The sequence below is a fragment of the Streptomyces sp. NPDC001137 genome, from assembly GCF_040298885.1.
Classification (GTDB): Bacteria; Actinomycetota; Actinomycetes; order Streptomycetales; family Streptomycetaceae; genus Streptomyces.
The window spans coordinates 410,513-431,893 of the sequence record NZ_JBEPBA010000001.1 but is presented as its reverse complement, the minus strand read 5'-3'; the positions used below and the strand labels follow the sequence as shown (position 1 = coordinate 431,893).

The following is a 21,381-nucleotide window of genomic DNA, read 5'->3' as shown; positions in this document are numbered from 1 at the left end:
TGAGGACCCTCCGGCCGGCCCCTGGACCCCCGTATCAGACCAAAGACTTACAACCCTGAGAGGGATTGACGCATAGTGCTCGACGTCAACTTCTTCGACGAGCTCCGGATCGGCCTGGCCACCGCTGACGACATCCGTCAGTGGAGCCACGGCGAGGTCAAGAAGCCCGAGACCATCAACTACCGCACCCTCAAGCCCGAAAAGGACGGACTCTTCTGCGAGAAGATCTTCGGTCCGACCCGGGACTGGGAGTGCTACTGCGGCAAGTACAAGCGTGTCCGGTTCAAGGGCATCATCTGTGAGCGCTGCGGCGTCGAGGTGACTCGCGCCAAGGTGCGCCGTGAGCGGATGGGCCACATCGAACTGGCCGCCCCCGTCACGCACATCTGGTACTTCAAGGGTGTCCCTTCGCGCCTCGGCTACCTGCTGGACCTGGCGCCCAAGGACCTCGAGAAGGTCATCTACTTCGCGGCGTACATGATCACGTACGTCGACGAGGAGCGCCGTACCCGCGACCTGCCCTCCCTGGAGGCGCACGTCTCGGTCGAGCGTCAGCAGATCGAGAACCGCCGGGACGCCGACCTGGAGGCCCGCGCCAAGAAGCTCGAGTCCGACCTGGCCGAGCTCGAGGCCGAGGGCGCCAAGGCCGACGTGCGCCGCAAGGTGCGCGAGGGTGCCGAGCGTGAGATGAAGCAGCTGCGCGACCGTGCGCAGCGCGAGATCGACCGTCTCGACGAGGTGTGGACCCGCTTCAAGAACCTCAAGGTCCAGGACCTCGAGGGCGACGAGCTCCTCTACCGCGAGCTGCGTGACCGCTTCGGCACGTACTTCGACGGCTCGATGGGTGCCGCGGCGCTGCAGAAGCGCCTGGAGTCCTTCGACCTGGAGGAGGAGGCCGAGCGCCTCCGCGAGATCATCCGCACCGGCAAGGGCCAGAAGAAGACCCGTGCGCTGAAGCGGCTGAAGGTCGTGTCTGCCTTCCTGCAGACCTCCAACAGCCCCAAGGGCATGGTCCTGGACTGCGTCCCGGTCATCCCGCCGGACCTCCGCCCGATGGTGCAGCTGGACGGTGGCCGCTTCGCGACCTCCGACCTGAACGACCTGTACCGCCGTGTGATCAACCGCAACAACCGACTGAAGCGCCTTCTCGACCTCGGTGCGCCCGAGATCATCGTGAACAACGAGAAGCGCATGCTCCAGGAGGCCGTGGACGCGCTGTTCGACAACGGCCGTCGTGGCCGTCCGGTCACCGGTCCCGGTAACCGCCCGCTGAAGTCCCTCAGCGACATGCTGAAGGGTAAGCAGGGTCGATTCCGTCAGAACCTGCTCGGCAAGCGTGTCGACTACTCGGCGCGTTCCGTGATCGTCGTCGGTCCGCAGCTGAAGCTGCACCAGTGCGGTCTGCCGAAGGCGATGGCGCTGGAGCTCTTCAAGCCGTTCGTGATGAAGCGCCTGGTCGACCTGAACCACGCGCAGAACATCAAGAGCGCCAAGCGCATGGTGGAGCGCGGCCGCACGGTCGTGTACGACGTCCTCGAAGAGGTCATCGCCGAGCACCCGGTGCTGCTGAACCGTGCTCCCACCCTGCACCGCCTCGGCATCCAGGCCTTCGAGCCGCAGCTGGTCGAGGGCAAGGCCATCCAGATCCACCCGCTCGTCTGCACCGCGTTCAACGCGGACTTCGACGGTGACCAGATGGCCGTGCACCTGCCGCTGTCCGCGGAGGCGCAGGCCGAGGCCCGCATCCTGATGCTGTCCTCGAACAACATCCTCAAGCCCGCCGACGGCCGTCCGGTGACGATGCCGACCCAGGACATGGTCCTCGGTCTGTTCTTCCTCACCACCGACGGCGAGATGCGCAACGTCAAGGGCGAGGAGCGCTCCTTCGCGTCCGTCGCCGAGGCGATCATGGCGTTCGACGCCGGCGAGCTCTCGCTGCAGTCGCGCGTGGACATCCGCTTCCCGGTGGGCACCATCCCGCCGCGCGGCTGGACCCCGCCGGCGCAGGAGGAGGGCGAGCCGGAGTGGCAGCAGGGTGACACCTTCCGCCTGCGGACGACCCTGGGTCGCGCGCTCTTCAACGAGCTGCTGCCCGAGGACTACCCGTTCGTCGACTACGAGGTCGGCAAGAAGCAGCTCTCCGAGATCGTCAACGACCTCGCCGAGCGCTACCCCAAGGTCATCGTGGCGGCGACGCTCGACAACCTGAAGGCGGCCGGCTTCTACTGGGCGACCCGTTCCGGTGTCACCGTGGCCATCTCCGACGTCGTCGTTCCCGAGGCGAAGAAGGAGATCGTCAAGGGCTACGAGGCGCAGGACGAGAAGGTCCAGAAGCAGTACGAGCGCGGTCTGATCACCAAGGACGAGCGCACGCAGGAGCTCATCGCGATCTGGACCAAGGCGACCAACGAGGTCGCCGAGGCGATGAACGACAACTTCCCGAAGACCAACCCGATCTTCATGATGGTGAACTCGGGTGCACGAGGCAACATGATGCAGATGCGTCAGATCGCCGGTATGCGTGGTCTGGTGTCGAACGCGAAGAACGAGACGATCCCGCGTCCGATCAAGGCGTCGTTCCGTGAGGGTCTGTCCGTGCTGGAGTACTTCATCTCCACGCACGGTGCCCGTAAGGGTCTGGCGGACACCGCTCTGCGTACCGCCGACTCGGGTTACCTGACCCGTCGTCTGGTGGACGTCTCGCAGGACGTCATCATCCGCGAGGAGGACTGCGGCACCGAGCGCGGTCTGAAGCTGCGGATCGCCAACCGCGGCGCCGACGGTGTGCTGCGCAAGGCGGACGACGTCGAGACCAGCGTCTACGCCCGCATGCTCGCCGAGGACGTCGTCATCGACGGCAAGGTGATCGCGCCGGCCAACGTGGACCTGGGCGACGTGCTCATCGACCAGCTGGTGCACCACGGTGTCGAGGAGGTCAAGACCCGCTCGATCCTGACCTGCGAGTCCCAGGTCGGCACCTGCGCCATGTGCTACGGCCGCTCGCTGGCCACCGGCAAGCTGGTCGACATCGGTGAGGCGGTCGGCATCATCGCCGCCCAGTCCATCGGTGAGCCCGGCACCCAGCTGACGATGCGTACCTTCCACACCGGTGGTGTGGCCGGTGACGACATCACCCAGGGTCTGCCGCGTGTCGTCGAGCTCTTCGAGGCCCGTACCCCGAAGGGTGTCGCCCCGATCTCCGAGGCCTCCGGCCGCGTGCGGATCGAGGAGACCGAGAAGACCAAGAAGATCGTCGTCACCCCGGACGACGGCAGCGACGAGACGGCGTACCCGATCTCGAAGCGTGCCCGGCTCCTGGTCAGCGAGGGCGAGCACGTCGAGGTGGGCCAGAAGCTCACCGTGGGTGCCACCAACCCGCACGACGTGCTGCGCATCCTGGGCCAGCGTGCCGTCCAGGTCCACCTGGTCGGCGAGGTCCAGAAGGTCTACAACTCGCAGGGTGTGTCGATCCACGACAAGCACATCGAGATCATCATCCGGCAGATGCTGCGCCGTGTGACGATCATCGAGTCCGGCGATGCCGAGCTGCTGCCCGGCGAGCTGGTCGAGCGCTCGAAGTTCGAGGTCGAGAACCGTCGTGTGGTCCAGGAAGGCGGCCACCCGGCCTCCGGCCGTCCGCAGCTGATGGGTATCACCAAGGCCTCGCTGGCGACCGAGTCGTGGCTGTCGGCGGCGTCCTTCCAGGAGACGACCAGGGTCCTCACGGACGCGGCGATCAACGCCAAGTCCGACTCCCTGATCGGCCTCAAGGAGAACGTCATCATCGGTAAGCTCATCCCGGCCGGTACGGGCCTGTCCCGCTACCGCAACATCCGGGTCGAGCCGACCGAGGAGGCCAAGGCCGCGATGTACTCGGCCGTCGGCTACGACGACATCGACTACTCGCCGTTCGGCACCGGCTCCGGCCAGGCCGTCCCGCTGGAGGACTACGACTACGGTCCGTACAACCAGTAAGCGAGCAGCTTGAGTTGAAGGGCGGTCGCCCCCCCGTCGGGGGGTGGCCGCCCTTCGGCGTTGCGAGGACCATTGGGCGGTGGTCTGTGCCGGAAATCCTCTTTCGGCGCATCATGGAGGGACTCGGGGGTTCGGGGAGGTAACTCGTGTCCAATCCGTCGTGGCAGCCCTGGCAGTCCGGACAGGGGGACTCGCAGCGGGCGCAGGATGTCCCTCAGTCGGGGCAGGACGTACCCCTGCGGCCCTGGCAGCAGGGGCAGCGTGGCGCGCCGCAGGCGTGGCAGGGGGGCCTGCCACCGGTCCAGGGGCCGGGGCAGACCTGGACGGGGCAGACCGCGCCGTCCATGCTCGCCTCCCACGCCGACCGTGAGCGTGCGGTGGACGTGCTGCGGGCGGGGTACGGGGAGGGGCGGCTGGAGAAGGGCGAGTTCGACCGGCGGGTGGAGCGGGCGTACGCGGCCCGTACGGTGGGGGAGCTGGCCCTGCTGGTCGCCGATCTGCCGCAGGGCCCTGTGCCCGTCAACCAGGCCGTCCCGCACGTGCCCGCGACCTTTCTGCCGGTCCCGCCGCCGACGAACGGCAAGGCGGTCGGCTCCATGGTCTGCGGGATCCTCACGTTCTTCACCGGCGGACTCACCGGGATCCCCGCGGTCGTCCTCGGTCACTCCGCCCGCAGCGAAATGCAGCGCACCGGCGAGCGAGGCGAGGGCCTCGCCATGACCGGGCTGGTCCTGGGGTGGCTGTCGGTGGCCGGATGGGCATTGATCATCACGATCCTCGTCGCGGCGGCACTGGCCTCCACATGACACGCGGTGAGCTGCGGTGACGTAGCTTCTCAAGGTGTCTGGAACGTGAATTCGAAGATCATGTACGGCGTAGGGTCTTGACATGCTTCGCATGGCGATGCGGGCGCGGCCCATTTGTTTTGACCGCAGCGTATGAGGTAGGTACGCTCAGACCTTGTGCCTGGGGTGTGCCCTGGCTCTTGTGCGTGCCATCAACCGCATAGCGAGCCGTTACTGGCCACCGTAATCTGTGCTCTTTTCGCCTCGCGGCGGGAGTCCGCCGGATTCGACACACCCGACCGCGTGGGTCGGCGACGTTCCAGGTTAGCTGTACCCATCGGCACACAGAAACCGGAGAAGTAGTGCCTACGATCCAGCAGCTGGTCCGCAAGGGCCGGCAGGACAAGGTCGAGAAGAACAAGACGCCCGCACTCGAGGGTTCCCCTCAGCGTCGTGGCGTCTGCACGCGTGTGTTCACCACCACCCCGAAGAAGCCGAACTCGGCCCTGCGTAAGGTCGCGCGTGTGCGTCTGACCAGCGGCATCGAGGTCACGGCCTACATTCCGGGTGAGGGACACAACCTGCAGGAGCACTCCATCGTGCTCGTGCGCGGCGGCCGTGTGAAGGACCTGCCGGGTGTTCGCTACAAGATCATCCGTGGCTCCCTCGACACCCAGGGTGTCAAGAACCGCAAGCAGGCCCGTTCCCGCTACGGCGCCAAGAAGGAGAAGTAAGAATGCCTCGTAAGGGCCCCGCCCCGAAGCGCCCGGTCATCATCGACCCGGTCTACGGTTCTCCTCTGGTCACGTCGCTCATCAACAAGGTGCTGCTGAACGGCAAGCGCTCCACCGCCGAGCGCATCGTCTACGGCGCCATGGAGGGCCTGCGCGAGAAGACCGGCAACGACCCGGTCATCACGCTGAAGCGCGCTCTGGAGAACATCAAGCCGACCCTCGAGGTCAAGTCCCGCCGTGTCGGTGGCGCCACCTACCAGGTGCCGGTCGAGGTCAAGCCCGGCCGCGCCAACACCCTGGCGCTGCGCTGGCTGGTCGGTTACTCCCGCGCCCGTCGCGAGAAGACCATGACCGAGCGTCTGCTCAACGAGCTTCTCGACGCTTCGAACGGCCTCGGTGCGGCCGTCAAGAAGCGCGAGGACACGCACAAGATGGCCGAGTCCAACAAGGCCTTCGCGCACTACCGCTGGTAGTCGCTACCCACATCGAGACCGAGAGAAGACTGAAGCCTTATGGCTACCACTTCACTTGACCTGGCCAAGGTCCGCAACATTGGGATCATGGCCCACATCGACGCGGGCAAGACGACCACCACCGAGCGGATCCTGTTCTACACCGGCGTTTCGTACAAGATCGGTGAGGTCCACGACGGCGCTGCCACCATGGACTGGATGGAGCAGGAGCAGGAGCGTGGCATCACGATCACCTCTGCTGCCACCACCTGTCACTGGCCGCTGGAAGACGTCGACCACACCATCAACATCATCGACACGCCGGGCCACGTCGACTTCACCGTCGAGGTGGAGCGTTCCCTGCGCGTGCTCGACGGTGCCGTGACGGTGTTCGACGGCGTCGCCGGCGTTGAGCCCCAGTCCGAGACGGTGTGGCGTCAGGCGGACCGCTACGGCGTCCCCCGCATCTGCTTCGTCAACAAGCTGGACCGTACCGGTGCCGAGTTCCACCGCTGCGTCGACATGATCTCTGACCGCCTGGGCGCTCAGCCGATCGTGATGCAGCTGCCGATCGGTGCCGAGGCCGACTTCAAGGGCGTCGTCGACCTCGTGACGATGAAGGCCCTGGTCTGGTCCGCCGAGGCCACCAAGGGCGAGATGTACGACGTCGTCGACATCCCGGACACCCACGCCGAGGCTGCCGAGGAGTACCGCGGCAAGCTGCTCGAGGCCGTGGCCGAGAACGACGAAGAGATCATGGAGCTGTACCTGGAGGGCACCGAGCCCTCCGTGGAGCAGCTGTACGCCGCGATCCGTCGCATCACCATCGCGTCCGGCAAGTCCAAGGACACCACGGTCACCCCGGTGTTCTGCGGCACCGCGTTCAAGAACAAGGGCGTCCAGCCCCTGCTCGACGCGGTCGTGCGCTACCTCCCCTCCCCGCTCGACGTCGAGGCCATCGAGGGCCACGCCGTGAGCGACCCGGAGGAGGTCGTCAAGCGCAAGCCGTCCGACGACGAGCCCCTCTCTGCGCTGGCGTTCAAGATCATGAGCGACCCGCACCTCGGCAAGCTCACCTTCGTCCGGGTCTACTCGGGCCGCCTGGAGTCCGGCACCTCGGTGCTGAACTCCGTCAAGGGCAAGAAGGAGCGCATCGGCAAGATCTACCGCATGCACGCGAACAAGCGTGAGGAGATCGACGCGGTGGGCGCCGGCGACATCATCGCCGTCATGGGTCTGAAGCAGACCACGACCGGTGAGACGCTGTGCGACGACAAGCAGCCGGTGATCCTGGAGTCCATGGACTTCCCGGCGCCGGTCATCCAGGTCGCCATCGAGCCCAAGTCGAAGGGCGACCAGGAGAAGCTGGGCGTCGCGATCCAGCGCCTGGCCGAGGAGGACCCGTCCTTCCAGGTCCACTCGGACGAGGAGACCGGCCAGACCATCATCGGTGGTATGGGCGAGTTGCACCTCGAGGTGCTGGTCGACCGTATGCGCCGTGAGTTCAAGGTCGAGGCCAACGTCGGCAAGCCGCAGGTCGCCTACCGCGAGACGATCCGCAAGGCCGTCGAGCGCGTGGACTACACCCACAAGAAGCAGACCGGTGGTACCGGTCAGTTCGCCAAGGTGCAGATCGCGATCGAGCCCATCGAGGGCGGCGACGCCTCGTACGAGTTCGTGAACAAGGTGACCGGTGGCCGCATCCCGAAGGAGTACATCCCTTCGGTGGACGCCGGTGCGCAGGAGGCCATGCAGTTCGGCATCCTCGCGGGCTACGAGATGACGGGCGTCCGCGTCACGCTCATCGACGGTGGCTACCACGAGGTCGACTCCTCCGAGCTGGCCTTCAAGATCGCCGGTTCGCAGGCCTTCAAGGAGGCCGCGCGCAAGGCGTCCCCCGTGCTGCTCGAGCCGATGATGGCCGTCGAGGTCACCACGCCCGAGGACTACATGGGTGAGGTCATCGGCGACATCAACTCCCGCCGTGGCCAGATCCAGGCCATGGAGGAGCGGGCCGGTGCCCGCGTCGTGAAGGGCCTCGTGCCCCTCTCGGAGATGTTCGGCTACGTCGGCGACCTGCGCAGCAAGACGTCCGGCCGTGCGAGCTACTCCATGCAGTTCGACTCCTACGCCGAGGTTCCGCGGAACGTCGCCGAGGAGATCATCGCGAAGGCCAAGGGCGAGTAACGCACCTGCGTTTAACGCACCGCGTTCACACGCCTTAGGCTTGACCCTGGAGCCTCACGGGTCGTTCCTCCACATTCGTGGCGGAATGACCCGGGGCCCGGGATTTGACAGCAAAGATCACCTGGCGCCGATTGAACCAAGGCGTACAGAACCACTCCACAGGAGGACCCCAGTGGCGAAGGCGAAGTTCGAGCGGACTAAGCCGCACGTCAACATCGGCACCATCGGTCACATCGACCACGGTAAGACGACCCTCACGGCCGCCATTACCAAGGTGCTGCACGACGCGTTCCCGGACCTGAACGAGGCCTCGGCGTTCGACCAGATCGACAAGGCTCCCGAGGAGCGCCAGCGCGGTATCACCATCTCCATCGCGCACGTCGAGTACCAGACGGAGACCCGTCACTACGCCCACGTCGACTGCCCCGGTCACGCGGACTACATCAAGAACATGATCACCGGTGCTGCCCAGATGGACGGCGCCATCCTCGTGGTCGCCGCCACCGACGGCCCGATGCCGCAGACCAAGGAGCACGTGCTCCTGGCCCGCCAGGTCGGCGTTCCGTACATCGTCGTCGCCCTGAACAAGGCCGACATGGTGGACGACGAGGAGATCCTGGAGCTCGTCGAGCTCGAGGTTCGTGAGCTGCTCTCCGAGTACGAGTTCCCGGGCGACGACGTTCCGGTCGTCAAGGTTTCCGCGCTCAAGGCGCTCGAGGGCGACAAGGAGTGGGGCCAGTCGGTCCTGGACCTGATGGCCGCCGTCGACACCGCGATCCCGGAGCCGGAGCGCGACGTCGACAAGCCGTTCCTGATGCCGATCGAGGACGTCTTCACGATCACCGGTCGCGGTACGGTCGTCACCGGCCGTATCGAGCGTGGTGTCCTGAAGGTCAACGAGACCGTGGACATCATCGGCATCAAGCCGGAGAAGACCACCACCACGGTCACCGGCATCGAGATGTTCCGCAAGCTGCTCGACGAGGGCCAGGCCGGTGAGAACGTCGGTCTGCTGCTCCGCGGCATCAAGCGCGAGGACGTCGAGCGCGGCCAGGTCATCATCAAGCCGGGCTCGGTCACCCCGCACACCGAGTTCGAGGCGCAGGCCTACATCCTCTCCAAGGACGAGGGTGGCCGCCACACGCCGTTCTTCAACAACTACCGTCCGCAGTTCTACTTCCGTACGACGGACGTGACCGGCGTCGTGACCCTCCCCGAGGGCACCGAGATGGTCATGCCGGGTGACAACACCGAGATGAAGGTGGAGCTCATCCAGCCCGTCGCCATGGAAGAGGGCCTGAAGTTCGCCATCCGTGAGGGTGGCCGGACGGTCGGCGCCGGCCAGGTCACCAAGATCAACAAGTGAGCTTGCTGATCTGACCTGGTAGCTCCAGCGCGAGCTCCTGAAGGGGCCCGTACGACTTCGGTCGTACGGGCCCTTTCGCTTGCCCGGTCGCCGGGTGGGGGACGGTCGCACGGTGAAGTCTCGGCGAACCTTGCGAGACGGCTCGTGGAGGCTTGCGCCAACTCCCCGTTCCCGGTGCCCCGAATGTTCCCGTCTGCTCGCTGTGGGGCGGTTGTGAACCCCTAGCGTGAGGGTTCGGAACAGGCAAGACACAGGGATGGTCGTTGATGTCCACGATGGTTGACCGGCCGACGCAGCAGCTGCGCACGGTGCGGGTACGCCGTCAGGCGGCCCCGCGCGGCCGCGAGCGCCCTCGCCTGTACGCCATCGACGGCATCCGTCTCGTCGCCGCCCTGATGGTGGCCGTGCACCACTACGTCGGCAGCTGGCGCGTCGACCAGCCGGGCAACGCCGTCTGGGGCCGGCCGGTCTCCGACACCATGCCGACGGTCTTCCACTTCGCCGCCTACGGCTGGATCGGCGTCGAGATCTTCTTCGTGATCAGCGGCTTCGTGATCTGCATGTCCTGCTGGGGGCGCACCCCGCGGGAGTTCTTCGTCTCCCGGGTGATCCGCCTGTACCCGGCGTACTGGTTCGGGATCGTCTTCACCACGGCCGTGCTGGTGGTGGCGCCGGGGCCGGCGGTCTGGGACCGGCTGAAGCTGCGCGACATCCTGCTCAACTTCACGATGCTGCAGTCGGGCTCGGGTGTGGCGAGCGTCGACGGCGTGTACTGGACGCTCTGGTCGGAACTGCGGTTCTACCTGCTCTTCCTGGTCGTCGTCGCCACCGGGCTGACATACCGCAAGGTCGTGATCTTCTGCTGTGTGTGGGGCGCGGCCGCCATGCTCGCCCCGGTCTCCGAGTTCCACCTCCTGACGCTGGCCGCCAACCCGGAGGGCGCCTGGTTCTTCATCGCCGGCCTCGCCCTCTACCTCATGCACCGCTTCGGCCAGGACCTGCTGCTGTGGGGGATCCTCGGGATGGCGTGGCTGATGGGGCAGCGGCAGCTGGGGCTGAGGATCGACGACACCGAGCATGTCTCCGGGTGGCGGGGGAGCGTGGTGATCTACACCGTGTTCCTGCTGGTGATGGTTGCGATCGCGCTGGGTGCGACGGATCGCGTGCGGTGGAAGTGGCTGGTCACGGCGGGGAGCCTGACATATCCGCTGTATTTGATCCACTACGTGGCCGGTACGACGGTGATCGGGCTGCTTCGGGACGTCATGGACCCCCGGGTGCTGGTTGCCGGCGTGATCGCCGGATTCCTCGTGCTGAGCTGGCTCGTCCACCGCCTCGTGGAGCGGCCTGCGGCCCGCTTGTTGAAGCGGGGGCTGGACACGTCGTTTGCGCGGTTGCGCTCCGCGTAGCGCTCCGTGAGGCCGTGCCGCACCCGTGCCGCCGCCGCGGCCGGCGCGTACTGACCGACGACGACGCTGAGATTTGACTGCTCGCCAACTGAACTTGCTCCGCCTGTGGTTGACCCGCGAGGGCGAGGCATCTCCGTGCTCGGGGCCGGAATTGAATCGTTGCACGTTGTGGTGTATGTCACCGCATCTGCAAAAGGAGCGCAGAGTAGCCGCCCAAACCGGGCGTACGGTGAAGTACCGAGTGAAAGGCGATGGCGGCTCCAATGCGGCCGCTACTTATAGGCGTTGCGCCTTCCCGATGCGCAAATTTTATGCATTGCCTGTGAAGAGTTCGAGTGGGTACAGTCCCGACGTCTTCGATCGAACGGGCTTTTGAGCCGGGGGGGCCAGTCCTCGTCCCGCGGTCGGTGATGCCTCACAACTCGACCAATCCCAGGGGGAATTATGTCTGCATTCGGTAGGAACCTGACTCGCCTCGCCGTCGCCGCCTCGGCCGTTGCCGCGATGGGGGTCGCCGTGCCGAGCACCCCGGCCGCCGCCGCTTCCGCGACGGTCTGTGGCACCGGGTACGAGTTCGTCGACGCCAAGGCGCTGCCGAGCGCCACGAACCGCTCCGCGACGCTGTTCTTCTACATGAAGGGCAACAGCGCCTGCGCGATCCTCGACAACAACACCACCGGCGGCGCCAACTACATGGACCTGCGGATCTGGCCGGGGGACAACAAGGCGGCCGGCGAGCGCGACCACGGCAACTTCTCGGAGTACGCGGGCCCGGTGCACAGCAGCACCCTCGCGTCCGGCGGCCGCTGCGTCGGCATCTCCGCGCTGATGAAGAACGAGGCGGGCACCGCCAACCTCTTCAACTGGACGGGCGGCTACGTCTTCTCCGTCGACAACAGCTCGTCCGAGTGCGCCTGACCGGTCCACATCGTCCGACCGCGCCTGAGGGGCCGACCACCCTTCGCTCGGCGCGGCGGATCCGAACTCTCATACAAATCGGGGAACTTCAGCCTTGAGACCCAGGCGAAAACTTCACAGACCTCTCGTGGTCATAGCGGCGTGCACCGCGTTGAGCGGTGGCCTGCTGAGCGCCGTTCCGGCGTTCGGCGCGCCGGACACCGCAACCCGCTCGACATCCGCGTCCGGCCCCACCACGCAAGCCGACCCGGCCTCCGCGACCCCCGGTCCGTCAGGAACCGGCCGGATCAAGGACCCGGGCCACAAGCTCGGCACCGGATGGAAGTCCTCGTCCGACCGGGCGGTCACCGCCGCCGCTGACGCCGACGGCCTGCACATCCTCGTGGCGGACTCCAAGGACGCGTACGGGTGGAAGACCGCCGCGATCCTCGCCGAGCCCGGGATGCCGGCGGATTCGTGGATCGGCAACCAGTGCCTGATGGACCGGAACCACGTCGCCGTCGTCTACGCGCCGCGCACGTTCACCAACAAGCCCGACCTGTTCCAGGGCGGGGCGTTCACGGCGATCGTCGACACCGGCACGGGCTCGGTCACCAAGCTCGGCTTCACCGCCTCGCTGGCGTACTTCGACCCGACCTGCAACACCTCCGCTCATACGGCCGCCTTCACCGCGTACCGGGACATGAACGACCCGGCCGCGGTGAAGACCCGTGTGGTCACCGTGAACACGGGGGGCAAGCAGCTGACCCAGGCGTCGGTGCGCGGCGAGGTCACCTCGGCCGCGCCGGTCACCGGCGGTGCCGTCGGCGCGATCGGCCACGATCTGGTGCGCCTCGGCGACACCGGCACGAGCACGTCCGGAAAGACCGGCAAGGTGACGTCCGCCGACGCCGTCGCCTTCGACATCCGGCCCCTCGACGCCCGTGGCGAGGCGATCGCGTTCGTCGAGCGCGGCAACAAGAAGCACACGGCGAAGATCTGGCGCGGTCACGGCAAGCCGGCCACGGTCGCCTCCGGCGCTCCCGGCGCCATCGACCTCGCGCCCGGCGCTCCCGGCAAGGCGTTTCTGACCGGGAAGACGACCGGTTCCGTGCACACGAAGGGCACGGGCATCACCCGGCTCGACGCGCCCGCCGACACCGATGTCTCCACGCAGGGCCGACTCGCCGTCGACCCCGTGCTGATGCCCGGCGTACGGGCCGGTCTGGAGCGCATCGAGAACGCCGGCCGCGGCTTCACCAAGGCCCGGAAGGCCAAGCAGGGCAAGGCGACCGAGTCCGCCGTGTCGCCGCAGACCTTGGCGAAGACGGCACCGGCCACCATCACCTCCACCGCCACCACCACGGGCGCCGAGGTGACCCAGCAGGTGGCGCCGCAGACGGCGGCGGGTACCGGGGAGTCCTCGCCCGCCCTGGGCAGCGGCACCAAGCCGGTCACGGAGACCTCGCCGGGCGGGCTGGACACCCAGATGGAACGCACCGCCCTCGCCACCGCCACGGCCTCGGACCCGGCGCACGACCCGACCGACCCGGACCGTTGGTGCTCGGTCTCCCGCAACGACGTCAACGTACAGGCGCTCCAGCCGACCCCCAACCAGGTCGAGTGGGCCGCCGACATGGCCGTGCGCGGCAACCTCACTTCCTCGTGGATCCGGCAGGGCGGCTACCGGGACCAGGCCGGTCTCGGCACCGTCGACCCGCAGGGACTCTTCCCCAGGCCGACGCTGAACGCCAAGGCCGGCGCCCAGATCCCGGTCAACGTCCTGCTCGGCATCCTGTCCCAGGAATCGAACCTGTGGCAGGCCGAGTCCGGCGCGATCCCGGGCCAGATGGGCAGCCCGCTCGCCGCGGTGGACGGCTACTACGGCCACAAGACCGGCGGCACGGTCGCCGACTTCTGGAACATCCACTGGGACAAGTCCGACTGCGGTTACGGCGTGGGCCAGGTCACCGACGGCATGCGCATGGCGGGGCACGAGAAGGACCACGAGACGTCTCTCTCCCCGGGGAAGCAGAAGATCGTCGCTGTCGACTACGCGAGCAATATCGCCGCGTCGATGAAGATCCTCGCGGACAAGTGGAACGAGGTGCACAAGGCCGGGCAGACGATCACCGTCAACGACGACGACCCGTCGAGGGTGGAGAACTGGTTCACCGCCGTCTGGAACTACAACCTCGGTTTCAACCCTCCGACCGCTTCGGGCGGTGCGTGGGGTCTGGGCTGGTACAACAACCCGGCCAACCCCGTGTACAAGAACGACAACCCGTTCATGGACACCACCGTCGACCCCAACGCCAACCACGACGCGGCACACCCGCAGGACTGGCCGTACGAGGAGAAGGTGATGGGCTGGGCAGCCTGGTCCACGGACACGGGATTCTCCTACGCCACCTCAGGGCGCCAGGACTGGCAGGGCGAGTCCGGGTTCTCCTCGGCGGGCTTCCGCCCCGCCTGGTGGGTCAGTGACGTGCAGCGTTCCATGGTCTCCCCGCCCAAGAGCACCTTCTGCAACGGCCACAACAACTGCGACCCGGGCAGCCCGCCGGACTGCCCAGACGCCGCCTGCTACAAGAAGTACTGGTGGAACCAGTCGAACGCGAAGTGGAAGGACGACTGCGCCACCAACTGCGGCCACGAGAGCATCAAGTACCAGTCGCTCGTGAACGAGCCGGGCCGCGGCTACCGGCTGAAGAACGGCACCCCGGTGTGCAGCGGGGCCCCGTCGGGCGCCACGGTCGTCGCCTCCGTACCCAACGGCACTCCGACCTGGAGCGACTGCGGCGCGGTCAAGTCCGACGGCACCTTCCGCTTCACGTTCTACGCGGACACCCAGGGGCACTACGAGGCCAAGGCCGACCTGCACCAGATAGGCGGCGGCTACGGCGGTCACTTCTGGTACACCCACACCCGCGACACCGACCATCTGGGGGGCACCACCTCGGGCCCGATGACGATCCGCGGTACCTGGTCCCCGAACGGCAGCTTCGATCTCGCCCAGGTCTGGGTGCACGTCCCCGACACCGGAGCGCAGGAGAAGCGCGCCCACTACGAGGTCACCGGTGCTGTCGGCGGTCCCTACGACCGGTACATCGACCAGAACGGCAACAACAACAAGTGGGTCTCGCTGGGTGCCTTCAAGTTCAACAGCACCCCGAGCGTGTCCCTGTCCAACTACTCGCCCACCGGGAGCGCGGACAAGGACGTCGCCTACGGCGCCGTCGCCTTCCAGCCGGTGCAGGGCACGTTCGTCCACCGCACCCTGACGGCGGCCTCGGTCTTCGACCCCAACCAGGAGCTCAACTCCAACTGGCCGGTCACCGACCTCAACACGCCCATCCGGTCGATGAAGGCGCTCTACGACTGGGGGGTCGAGCTCTCCCACGGGACGGACGGCGGCCCGCTGTGGGACGGCACCCCCAGCAACGAGGTGTCGGACAACGGTCTGACGTCGTGGCCGCGCTGCACGACCGAGACGAACAAGGACGAGTGCACGGGTCCCAAGACCTATGACGCCGGCGAGCAGTGGTACAAGAACATCAAGGCGGGCGGATACACGCCGAACTCCGACGGATCGGTGCCGTCGATGTCCATCCCGATGTGGATGGGCATGTCGAACTCCCGGCCGAGCATGTCGGCCTCTCCCGACCAGGCGTTCCAGGACCCGAACAGCTACAAGATCAAGAGCGTTGTCGACGTGACGTTCGTGAAGGACAGCACGGGACACGTCATCCCGGGCAGCCAGAGCGCGAGCTACGACAACCGGGTCGGCAACGCCCACCTGCCCGTCTTCGTCACCCAGCTGATCAAGGGCATCTCGGCGGACTACCACATCCCGGCCCCCGACCTGACCTACACGACCCCCGACGCCCTGGAGTACGGGCGCACCTACACCGCCGATCCGCTCGTGGACGGGGACACGCCGGGACAGGCCTACATCCCGCACCTCAGGAACGCGCGTGTGAACTCGGACAAGACCTGCGTGGACATCCGCGCAGTCGGCGGAGGTGTCCACGGCTATCGCGCCATGATCGGCCAGAAGTCCATCAACAACAACGTCAAGGCCTGGCTCGACAAGGTCAACGCCAGCCCTGACACCAACTTCTCGGTGCGCCGGGTGGCGGGGGACATCTACTCGATGTTCTTCAAGAACTCCGGCGAGTGGAACAACAACATGTGGGGCAGCATGATCGGCAACGCGCCGCCGATCTGGCACGACATCGCCGCCGCGTTCTGCGCGGACGGCTCCGTGAAGCCGACGCACCTGAAGACGAACAAGGACGCGGATCCGAGCAACGGCCTCGTGTGGCAGAGCTACATGCCCGATCTCTACGTCTACATCGACGGAAAGATGACGGACGACCTCGGCCGTCCGGCCAGCGGCCGAGTGCACGTGGGGGACTGGAAGAACTTCTCCAACTTCCCCCCGACCGCTCCCGACGGCAACGGGTTCGACGACTGCGATGCCTCCGGAAGGGGAAGCGGCGGCAACCCGTGGAACGTGGACGCACCTGTTCCGCTCGTGGGTGACGGTCCCGGAAACCGGCCGTCGAGCGTTATCCACTGTGACGATCCGGACAACCGCTTCACGACCAATGTGACGGAGTAGACACGGATCGTGATCACGGATCACTGAATGACAGGGGGTCGGGCCACAGGTCCGGCCCCCTGCATTCGGTCCGGGCAATGCCTAGGTGAGACAGAAAGGGCTCGTCGCGGGAGCGGGTCGAGCCAAGGGTTTGACCTTCGTCACCCTCGGGGTATTCTCTCCGGCTCGATTGGCCAGGCCCCTGCCCCGTATGGCAGACTGTCGGAGTTGCTCGGTCGAGTGTTGATGCTGCGCGCCTCCCGCCGGGAGGACCGGAAGCGAGTCCCACAGTACTCGTCGCCCTAACTGCCGTAAGGCAGCACTGGGGCGGACGTACGGGAATCTTCCGGGAAGTGCGGTGCGGCACTGGCCAGGCACCCGGGTGAACCTCTTTCCCAGGCAAGGGATGTCCGAACAAGGGACATCTGTGTCAGTGGAAGCGCGACACGCCCGACCGCGTGGGTCGGCGAACGAGCGTACGGAGGACCGGGTTCCAGAGCGTGAAGAGACAAAGGACTACTGAGTAGCCATGGCGGGACAGAAGATCCGCATCCGGCTCAAGGCCTACGACCACGAGGTCATCGACTCCTCGGCGAAGAAGATCGTCGAGACGGTGACCCGCACTGGTGCGTCGGTCGCGGGCCCGGTGCCGCTGCCCACTGAGAAGAACGTGTACTGCGTCATCAAGTCGCCGCACAAGTACAAGGACTCGCGCGAGCACTTCGAGATGCGCACGCACAAGCGCCTGATCGACATCCTCGACCCGACGCCCAAGACCGTTGACTCTCTGATGCGACTCGACCTCCCGGCCGGTGTCGACATCGAGATCAAGCTCTGAGGGTCGGTGATCTGAGAATGGCTAAGCAGATCAAGGGCATCCTGGGCGAGAAGCTCGGCATGACGCAGGTGTGGGACGAGAACAACCGTGTTGTTCCGGTCACCGTCGTCAAGGCCGGCCCGAACGTCGTCACCCAGGTGCGTACGAACGACAGCGACGGCTACGAGTCGGTTCAGATCGCCTTCGGCGAGATCGACCCGCGCAAGGTGAACAAGCCCCTCAAGGGTCACTTCGCCAAGGCCGACGTCACCCCCCGCCGCCACCTCGTCGAGATCCGTACCGCTGACGCCAGCGAGTACACCCTCGGCCAGGAGATCACCGCCGAGGTGTTCGAGGCCGGCGTCAAGGTCGACGTCACCGGCAAGAGCAAGGGCAAGGGCTTCGCCGGTGTCATGAAGCGCCACAACTTCGGTGGCCTCGGCGCCGGTCACGGCACCCAGCGCAAGCACCGCTCTCCCGGCTCCATCGGTGGCTGCGCCACCCCGGGCCGTGTGTTCAAGGGCCTCCGCATGGCGGGTCGCATGGGCAACGAGCGGGTCACCACCCAGAACCTGACCGTCCACGCCGTTGACGCGGAGAAGGGTCTGCTGCTCATCAAGGGCGCGGTTCCCGGTCCGAACGGCGGCCTCGTCCTGGTCCGCACCGCGGCCAAGGGGGCCTGAGGTAACCGATGAGCACTGTTGACATCCTTTCGCCGGCGGGCGACAAGGCCGGTTCCGTCGAGCTCCCCGCGGAGATCTTCGACGTCGAGAAGGTCAGCATCCCGCTGATCCACCAGGTCGTCGTCGCGCAGCTGGCCGCTGCCCGTCAGGGCACGCACAAGACCAAGACCCGTGGCGAGGTCCGTGGTGGCGGCAAGAAGCCGTACCGCCAGAAGGGCACCGGCCGCGCCCGTCAGGGCTCGACCCGCGCGCCGCAGTTCGCCGGTGGTGGCGTCGTGCACGGTCCCGTGCCGCGTGACTACTCGCAGCGGACCCCGAAGAAGATGAAGGCCGCGGCCCTGCGCCACGCCCTCACCGACCGGGCCCGTCACAACCGCATCCACGTCGTCTCCGGCGTCGTCGAGGGTGAGAACCCGTCGACGAAGGCCGCCCGGACGCTGTTCGGCAAGATCTCGGAGCGCAAGAACCTGCTCCTGGTCGTCGAGCGCGCCGACGAGGCCGCGTGGCTGTCCGCCCGCAACCTGCCCCAGGTCCACATCCTGGAGCCGGGCCAGCTGAACACGTACGACGTTCTCGTCTCGGACGACGTGGTCTTCACCCAGGCCGCTTTCGAGTCCTTCGTGTCTGGCCCCAAGGCCGCCGACACCGAAGGGAGCGAGGCCTGATGGCTACGCGTCACCCGAGCATTGCCTCCAAGGCTGCGAAGGCCGCCAAGGCCGCGCGCGTCGCCAAGGCGCGTCGCCACGCCGCCGAGGGCAAGAACACCGTCGAGACCCCGCTGAGCAAGTCGTACACGGACCCCCGTGACGTGCTGCTCAAGCCGGTCGTCTCCGAGAAGAGCTACGCGCTTCTCGACGAGAACAAGTACACGTTCATCGTCGACCCGAGTGCCAACAAGACCCAGATCAAGCAGGCCGTCCAGGCGGTCTTCTCGGTCAAGGTCACCGGGGTCAACACGATCAACCGCATCGGCAAGCGCAAGCGGACCCGCACCGGCTTCGGCCAGCGTGCGGCCACCAAGCGCGCGATCGTGACCCTCGCCGAGGGCGACCGTATCGACATCTTCGGCGGTCCGACCGCGTAAGCGGGTCGGATCGTCCGATATCGGACGAGGACTGAGAAATGGGAATCCGCAAGTACAAGCCGACTACGCCGGGCCGTCGTGGCTCCAGCGTCGCCGACTTCGTCGAGGTCACGCGGTCCACGCCGGAGAAGTCGCTGGTCCGCCCGCTGCACAGCAAGGGCGGCCGTAACAACGCCGGTCGTGTGACCGTTCGCCACCAGGGTGGCGGACACAAGCGCGCCTACCGCGTGATCGACTTCCGTCGTCACGACAAGGACGGCGTGCCGGCGAAGGTCGCGCACATCGAGTACGACCCCAACCGCACCGCGCGCATCGCGCTGCTCCACTACGCGGACGGCGAGAAGCGCTACATCCTGGCGCCTCGGGGCCTGAACCAGGGCGACCGGATCGAGAACGGTCCCGGCGCCGACATCAAGCCCGGCAACAACCTGGCGCTGCGCAACATCCCGGTCGGTACGACGATCCACTCCGTGGAGCTTCGTCCGGGCGGCGGCGCCAAGTTCGCCCGCTCCGCCGGTGCCTCCGTGCAGCTGCTCGCGAAGGAGGGCACGATGGCCCACCTCCGCATGCCGTCCGGTGAGATCCGCCTGGTCGACCAGCGCTGCCGCGCCACGGTCGGCGAGGTCGGCAACGCCGAGCAGAGCAACATCAACTGGGGCAAGGCCGGCCGCAAGCGCTGGCTGGGCGTCCGCCCGACCGTTCGCGGTGTGGCGATGAACCCGGTTGACCACCCCCACGGTGGTGGTGAGGGCAAGACCTCCGGTGGTCGCCACCCGGTCAGCCCCTGGGGTCAGAAGGAGGGTCGTACTCGTTCGCCCAAGAAGGCGTCGAACAAGTACATCGTCCGCCGCCGCAAGACGAACAAGAAGCGCTAGGAGCGGGTTTAGATGCCGCGCAGTCTCAAGAAGGGGCCCTTCGTCGACGAGCACCTCGCCAAGAAGGTGGATGCTCAGAACGAAGCCGGCACCAAGAACGTCATCAAGACCTGGTCCCGTCGCTCGATGATCGTCCCGGCCATGCTGGGCCACACGATCGCGGTGCACAACGGCAAGACCCACATCCCGGTGTTCGTCACCGAGTCGATGGTCGGCCACAAGCTCGGCGAGTTCTCGCCGACGCGCACCTTCCGGGGCCACGTCAAGGACGACCGGAAGTCGAAGCGCCGCTAAAGCGGATCGCATTCAGACACGTAAGTAACTGAGAGGGACAACCATGGAAGCCAGGGCCCAGGCGCGGTACATCCGCGTTACGCCCATGAAGGCCCGCCGCGTGGTGGACCTTATCCGTGGCATGGATGCCACGGAGGCTCAGGCTGTTCTGCGATTCGCTCCGCAGGCAGCCTCCGTGCCCGTCGGCAAGGTGCTCGACAGCGCCATCGCCAACGCCGCGCACAACTACGACCACACCGACGCCGACAGCCTCTTCATCTCCGAGGCGTACGTCGACGAGGGCCCGACCCTGAAGCGGTTCCGTCCGCGTGCCCAGGGCCGTGCCTACCGGATCCGCAAGCGGACCAGCCACATCACCGTGGTCGTCAGCAGCAAGGAAGGAACCCGGTAATGGGCCAGAAGGTTAACCCGCATGGGTTCCGGCTCGGTGTCACGACCGACTTCAAGTCGCGTTGGTACGCCGACAAGCTGTACAAGGACTACGTCAAGGAAGACGTCGCCATCCGTCGGATGATGACGTCCGGCATGGAGCGCGCCGGCATCTCGAAGGTGGAGATCGAGCGCACCCGTGACCGCGTGCGGGTGGACATCCACACCGCTCGTCCGGGCATCGTCATCGGCCGCCGTGGCGCCGAGGCCGACCGCATCCGCGGTGACCTCGAGAAGCTCACGGGCAAGCAGGTCCAGCTGAACATCCTCGAGGTCAAGAACCCCGAGACGGACGCTCAGCTGGTTGCTCAGGCCGTTGCCGAGCAGCTCTCCTCCCGCGTCTCCTTCCGCCGTGCCATGCGCAAGAGCATGCAGTCGGCGATGAAGGCCGGCGCCAAGGGCATCAAGATCCAGTGCGGTGGCCGCCTCGGTGGCGCCGAGATGTCCCGCTCGGAGTTCTACCGCGAGGGCCGTGTGCCCCTGCACACGCTCCGCGCGAACGTGGACTACGGCTTCTTCGAGGCCAAGACGACCTTCGGCCGCATCGGTGTGAAGGTCTGGATCTACAAGGGCGACGTCAAGAACATCGCCGAGGTCCGCGCCGAGAACGCTGCGGCCCGTGCGGGTAACCGCCCGGCCCGTGGTGGTGCCGACCGCCCGGCCCGTGGTGGCCGCGGTGGCGAGCGGCGCGGTCGCAAGCCGCAGCAGGCTGCCGGCGCCGAGGCCCCCAAGGCCGAGGCTCCCGCCGCCGCTCCGGCTGAGAGCACCGGAACGGAGGCCTGACCGAC

The 21,381-nt window shown here is 66.8% G+C and carries 17 protein-coding genes; all 17 read left to right on the top strand.

Annotated elements, in window-relative coordinates:
- Positions 1 to 75: 75 nt before the first annotated feature.
- The 17 genes from ABT254_RS02020 to rpsC all read left to right on the top strand — a co-directional run bounded on the left by ABT254_RS02020 (position 76) and on the right by rpsC (position 21,376).
- Positions 76 to 3,975 carry a DNA-directed RNA polymerase subunit beta' gene (locus tag ABT254_RS02020; protein WP_351462489.1) on the top strand — a complete coding sequence of 1,300 codons (3,900 nt, stop codon included), beginning with the start codon at positions 76 to 78 and terminating at the stop codon, positions 3,973 to 3,975.
- 344 nt (positions 3,976 to 4,319) lie between these two features.
- Positions 4,320 to 4,781, top strand: coding sequence for a DUF1707 and DUF4190 domain-containing protein (locus ABT254_RS02015; RefSeq protein ID WP_351462850.1), 462 nt, complete (start codon positions 4,320 to 4,322; stop codon positions 4,779 to 4,781).
- A gap of 341 nt (positions 4,782 to 5,122) precedes the next feature.
- Positions 5,123 to 5,494: a 30S ribosomal protein S12 gene (gene rpsL, locus ABT254_RS02010; RefSeq protein WP_003948652.1), complete on the top strand. Its 372-nt coding sequence runs from the start codon at positions 5,123 to 5,125 to the stop codon at positions 5,492 to 5,494.
- Positions 5,495 to 5,496: 2 nt separating this feature from the next.
- Positions 5,497 to 5,967, top strand: a complete 471-nt coding sequence (rpsG, locus tag ABT254_RS02005; RefSeq protein ID WP_003998848.1) for a 30S ribosomal protein S7 — start codon at positions 5,497 to 5,499, stop codon at positions 5,965 to 5,967.
- 39 nt (positions 5,968 to 6,006) lie between these two features.
- Positions 6,007 to 8,133 carry an elongation factor G gene (gene fusA, locus ABT254_RS02000; RefSeq protein WP_351462488.1) on the top strand — a complete coding sequence of 709 codons (2,127 nt, stop codon included), beginning with the start codon at positions 6,007 to 6,009 and terminating at the stop codon, positions 8,131 to 8,133.
- Positions 8,134 to 8,305: 172 nt separating this feature from the next.
- Positions 8,306 to 9,499, top strand: coding sequence for an elongation factor Tu (gene tuf / locus ABT254_RS01995; protein WP_351462487.1), 1,194 nt, complete (start codon positions 8,306 to 8,308; stop codon positions 9,497 to 9,499).
- Positions 9,500 to 9,765: 266 nt separating this feature from the next.
- Positions 9,766 to 10,908, top strand: coding sequence for an acyltransferase family protein (locus tag ABT254_RS01990; protein ID WP_351462486.1), 1,143 nt, complete (start codon positions 9,766 to 9,768; stop codon positions 10,906 to 10,908).
- 444 nt (positions 10,909 to 11,352) lie between these two features.
- Complete coding sequence (locus ABT254_RS01985; RefSeq protein WP_351462485.1) at positions 11,353 to 11,826, top strand: hypothetical protein; 474 nt, start codon at positions 11,353 to 11,355, stop codon at positions 11,824 to 11,826.
- Positions 11,827 to 11,953: 127 nt separating this feature from the next.
- Positions 11,954 to 16,432 carry a hypothetical protein gene (locus ABT254_RS01980; RefSeq protein WP_351462484.1) on the top strand — a complete coding sequence of 1,493 codons (4,479 nt, stop codon included), beginning with the start codon at positions 11,954 to 11,956 and terminating at the stop codon, positions 16,430 to 16,432.
- Between the two features lie 508 nt (positions 16,433 to 16,940).
- Positions 16,941 to 17,249, top strand: a complete 309-nt coding sequence (gene rpsJ / locus ABT254_RS01975; protein ID WP_003948644.1) for a 30S ribosomal protein S10 — start codon at positions 16,941 to 16,943, stop codon at positions 17,247 to 17,249.
- A 17-nt stretch (positions 17,250 to 17,266) separates the two neighbouring features.
- Positions 17,267 to 17,911, top strand: coding sequence for a 50S ribosomal protein L3 (gene rplC / locus ABT254_RS01970; protein ID WP_189933353.1), 645 nt, complete (start codon positions 17,267 to 17,269; stop codon positions 17,909 to 17,911).
- An 8-nt stretch (positions 17,912 to 17,919) separates the two neighbouring features.
- Positions 17,920 to 18,576 (top strand): 50S ribosomal protein L4, encoded by a 657-nt coding sequence (gene rplD / locus ABT254_RS01965; protein WP_266958977.1) that lies wholly within the window; start codon positions 17,920 to 17,922, stop codon positions 18,574 to 18,576.
- Complete coding sequence (gene rplW / locus ABT254_RS01960) at positions 18,576 to 18,995, top strand: 50S ribosomal protein L23 (protein WP_099930777.1); 420 nt, start codon at positions 18,576 to 18,578, stop codon at positions 18,993 to 18,995. The genes rplD and rplW overlap by 1 nt, the downstream gene beginning before the upstream one ends.
- Positions 18,996 to 19,033: 38 nt before the next feature.
- Positions 19,034 to 19,870 carry a 50S ribosomal protein L2 gene (gene rplB, locus ABT254_RS01955; protein WP_351462483.1) on the top strand — a complete coding sequence of 279 codons (837 nt, stop codon included), beginning with the start codon at positions 19,034 to 19,036 and terminating at the stop codon, positions 19,868 to 19,870.
- A 12-nt stretch (positions 19,871 to 19,882) separates the two neighbouring features.
- Positions 19,883 to 20,164 carry a 30S ribosomal protein S19 gene (gene rpsS, locus ABT254_RS01950; RefSeq protein ID WP_351462482.1) on the top strand — a complete coding sequence of 94 codons (282 nt, stop codon included), beginning with the start codon at positions 19,883 to 19,885 and terminating at the stop codon, positions 20,162 to 20,164.
- 43 nt (positions 20,165 to 20,207) lie between these two features.
- Positions 20,208 to 20,555, top strand: a complete 348-nt coding sequence (gene rplV / locus ABT254_RS01945) for a 50S ribosomal protein L22 (RefSeq protein ID WP_003974262.1) — start codon at positions 20,208 to 20,210, stop codon at positions 20,553 to 20,555.
- A complete protein-coding gene (gene rpsC / locus ABT254_RS01940) occupies positions 20,555 to 21,376 on the top strand; it encodes a 30S ribosomal protein S3 (protein WP_014674374.1) in 822 nt (273 codons plus the stop codon). The genes rplV and rpsC overlap by 1 nt, the downstream gene beginning before the upstream one ends.
- Positions 21,377 to 21,381: the final 5 nt, after the last annotated feature.

Bases quoted from the DNA above. Each gene is read 5' to 3' on its own strand.
- rplW (WP_099930777.1), top strand. From the start codon at position 18,576: ATGGCTACGCGTCACCCGAGCATTGCCTCCAAGGCTGCGAAGGCCGCC.
- rplV (WP_003974262.1), top strand. From the start codon at position 20,208: ATGGAAGCCAGGGCCCAGGCGCGGTACATCCGCGTTACGCCCATGAAG.
- rplD (WP_266958977.1), top strand. From the start codon at position 17,920: ATGAGCACTGTTGACATCCTTTCGCCGGCGGGCGACAAGGCCGGTTCC.
- rplB (WP_351462483.1), top strand. From the start codon at position 19,034: ATGGGAATCCGCAAGTACAAGCCGACTACGCCGGGCCGTCGTGGCTCC.
- rpsS (WP_351462482.1), top strand. From the start codon at position 19,883: ATGCCGCGCAGTCTCAAGAAGGGGCCCTTCGTCGACGAGCACCTCGCC.
- ABT254_RS02015 (WP_351462850.1), top strand. From the start codon at position 4,320: ATGCTCGCCTCCCACGCCGACCGTGAGCGTGCGGTGGACGTGCTGCGG.
- rpsC (WP_014674374.1), top strand. From the start codon at position 20,555: ATGGGCCAGAAGGTTAACCCGCATGGGTTCCGGCTCGGTGTCACGACC.
- rplC (WP_189933353.1), top strand. From the start codon at position 17,267: ATGGCTAAGCAGATCAAGGGCATCCTGGGCGAGAAGCTCGGCATGACG.
- ABT254_RS01985 (WP_351462485.1), top strand. From the start codon at position 11,353: ATGTCTGCATTCGGTAGGAACCTGACTCGCCTCGCCGTCGCCGCCTCG.
- rpsJ (WP_003948644.1), top strand. From the start codon at position 16,941: ATGGCGGGACAGAAGATCCGCATCCGGCTCAAGGCCTACGACCACGAG.
- ABT254_RS01990 (WP_351462486.1), top strand. From the start codon at position 9,766: ATGTCCACGATGGTTGACCGGCCGACGCAGCAGCTGCGCACGGTGCGG.
- rpsG (WP_003998848.1), top strand. From the start codon at position 5,497: ATGCCTCGTAAGGGCCCCGCCCCGAAGCGCCCGGTCATCATCGACCCG.
- fusA (WP_351462488.1), top strand. From the start codon at position 6,007: ATGGCTACCACTTCACTTGACCTGGCCAAGGTCCGCAACATTGGGATC.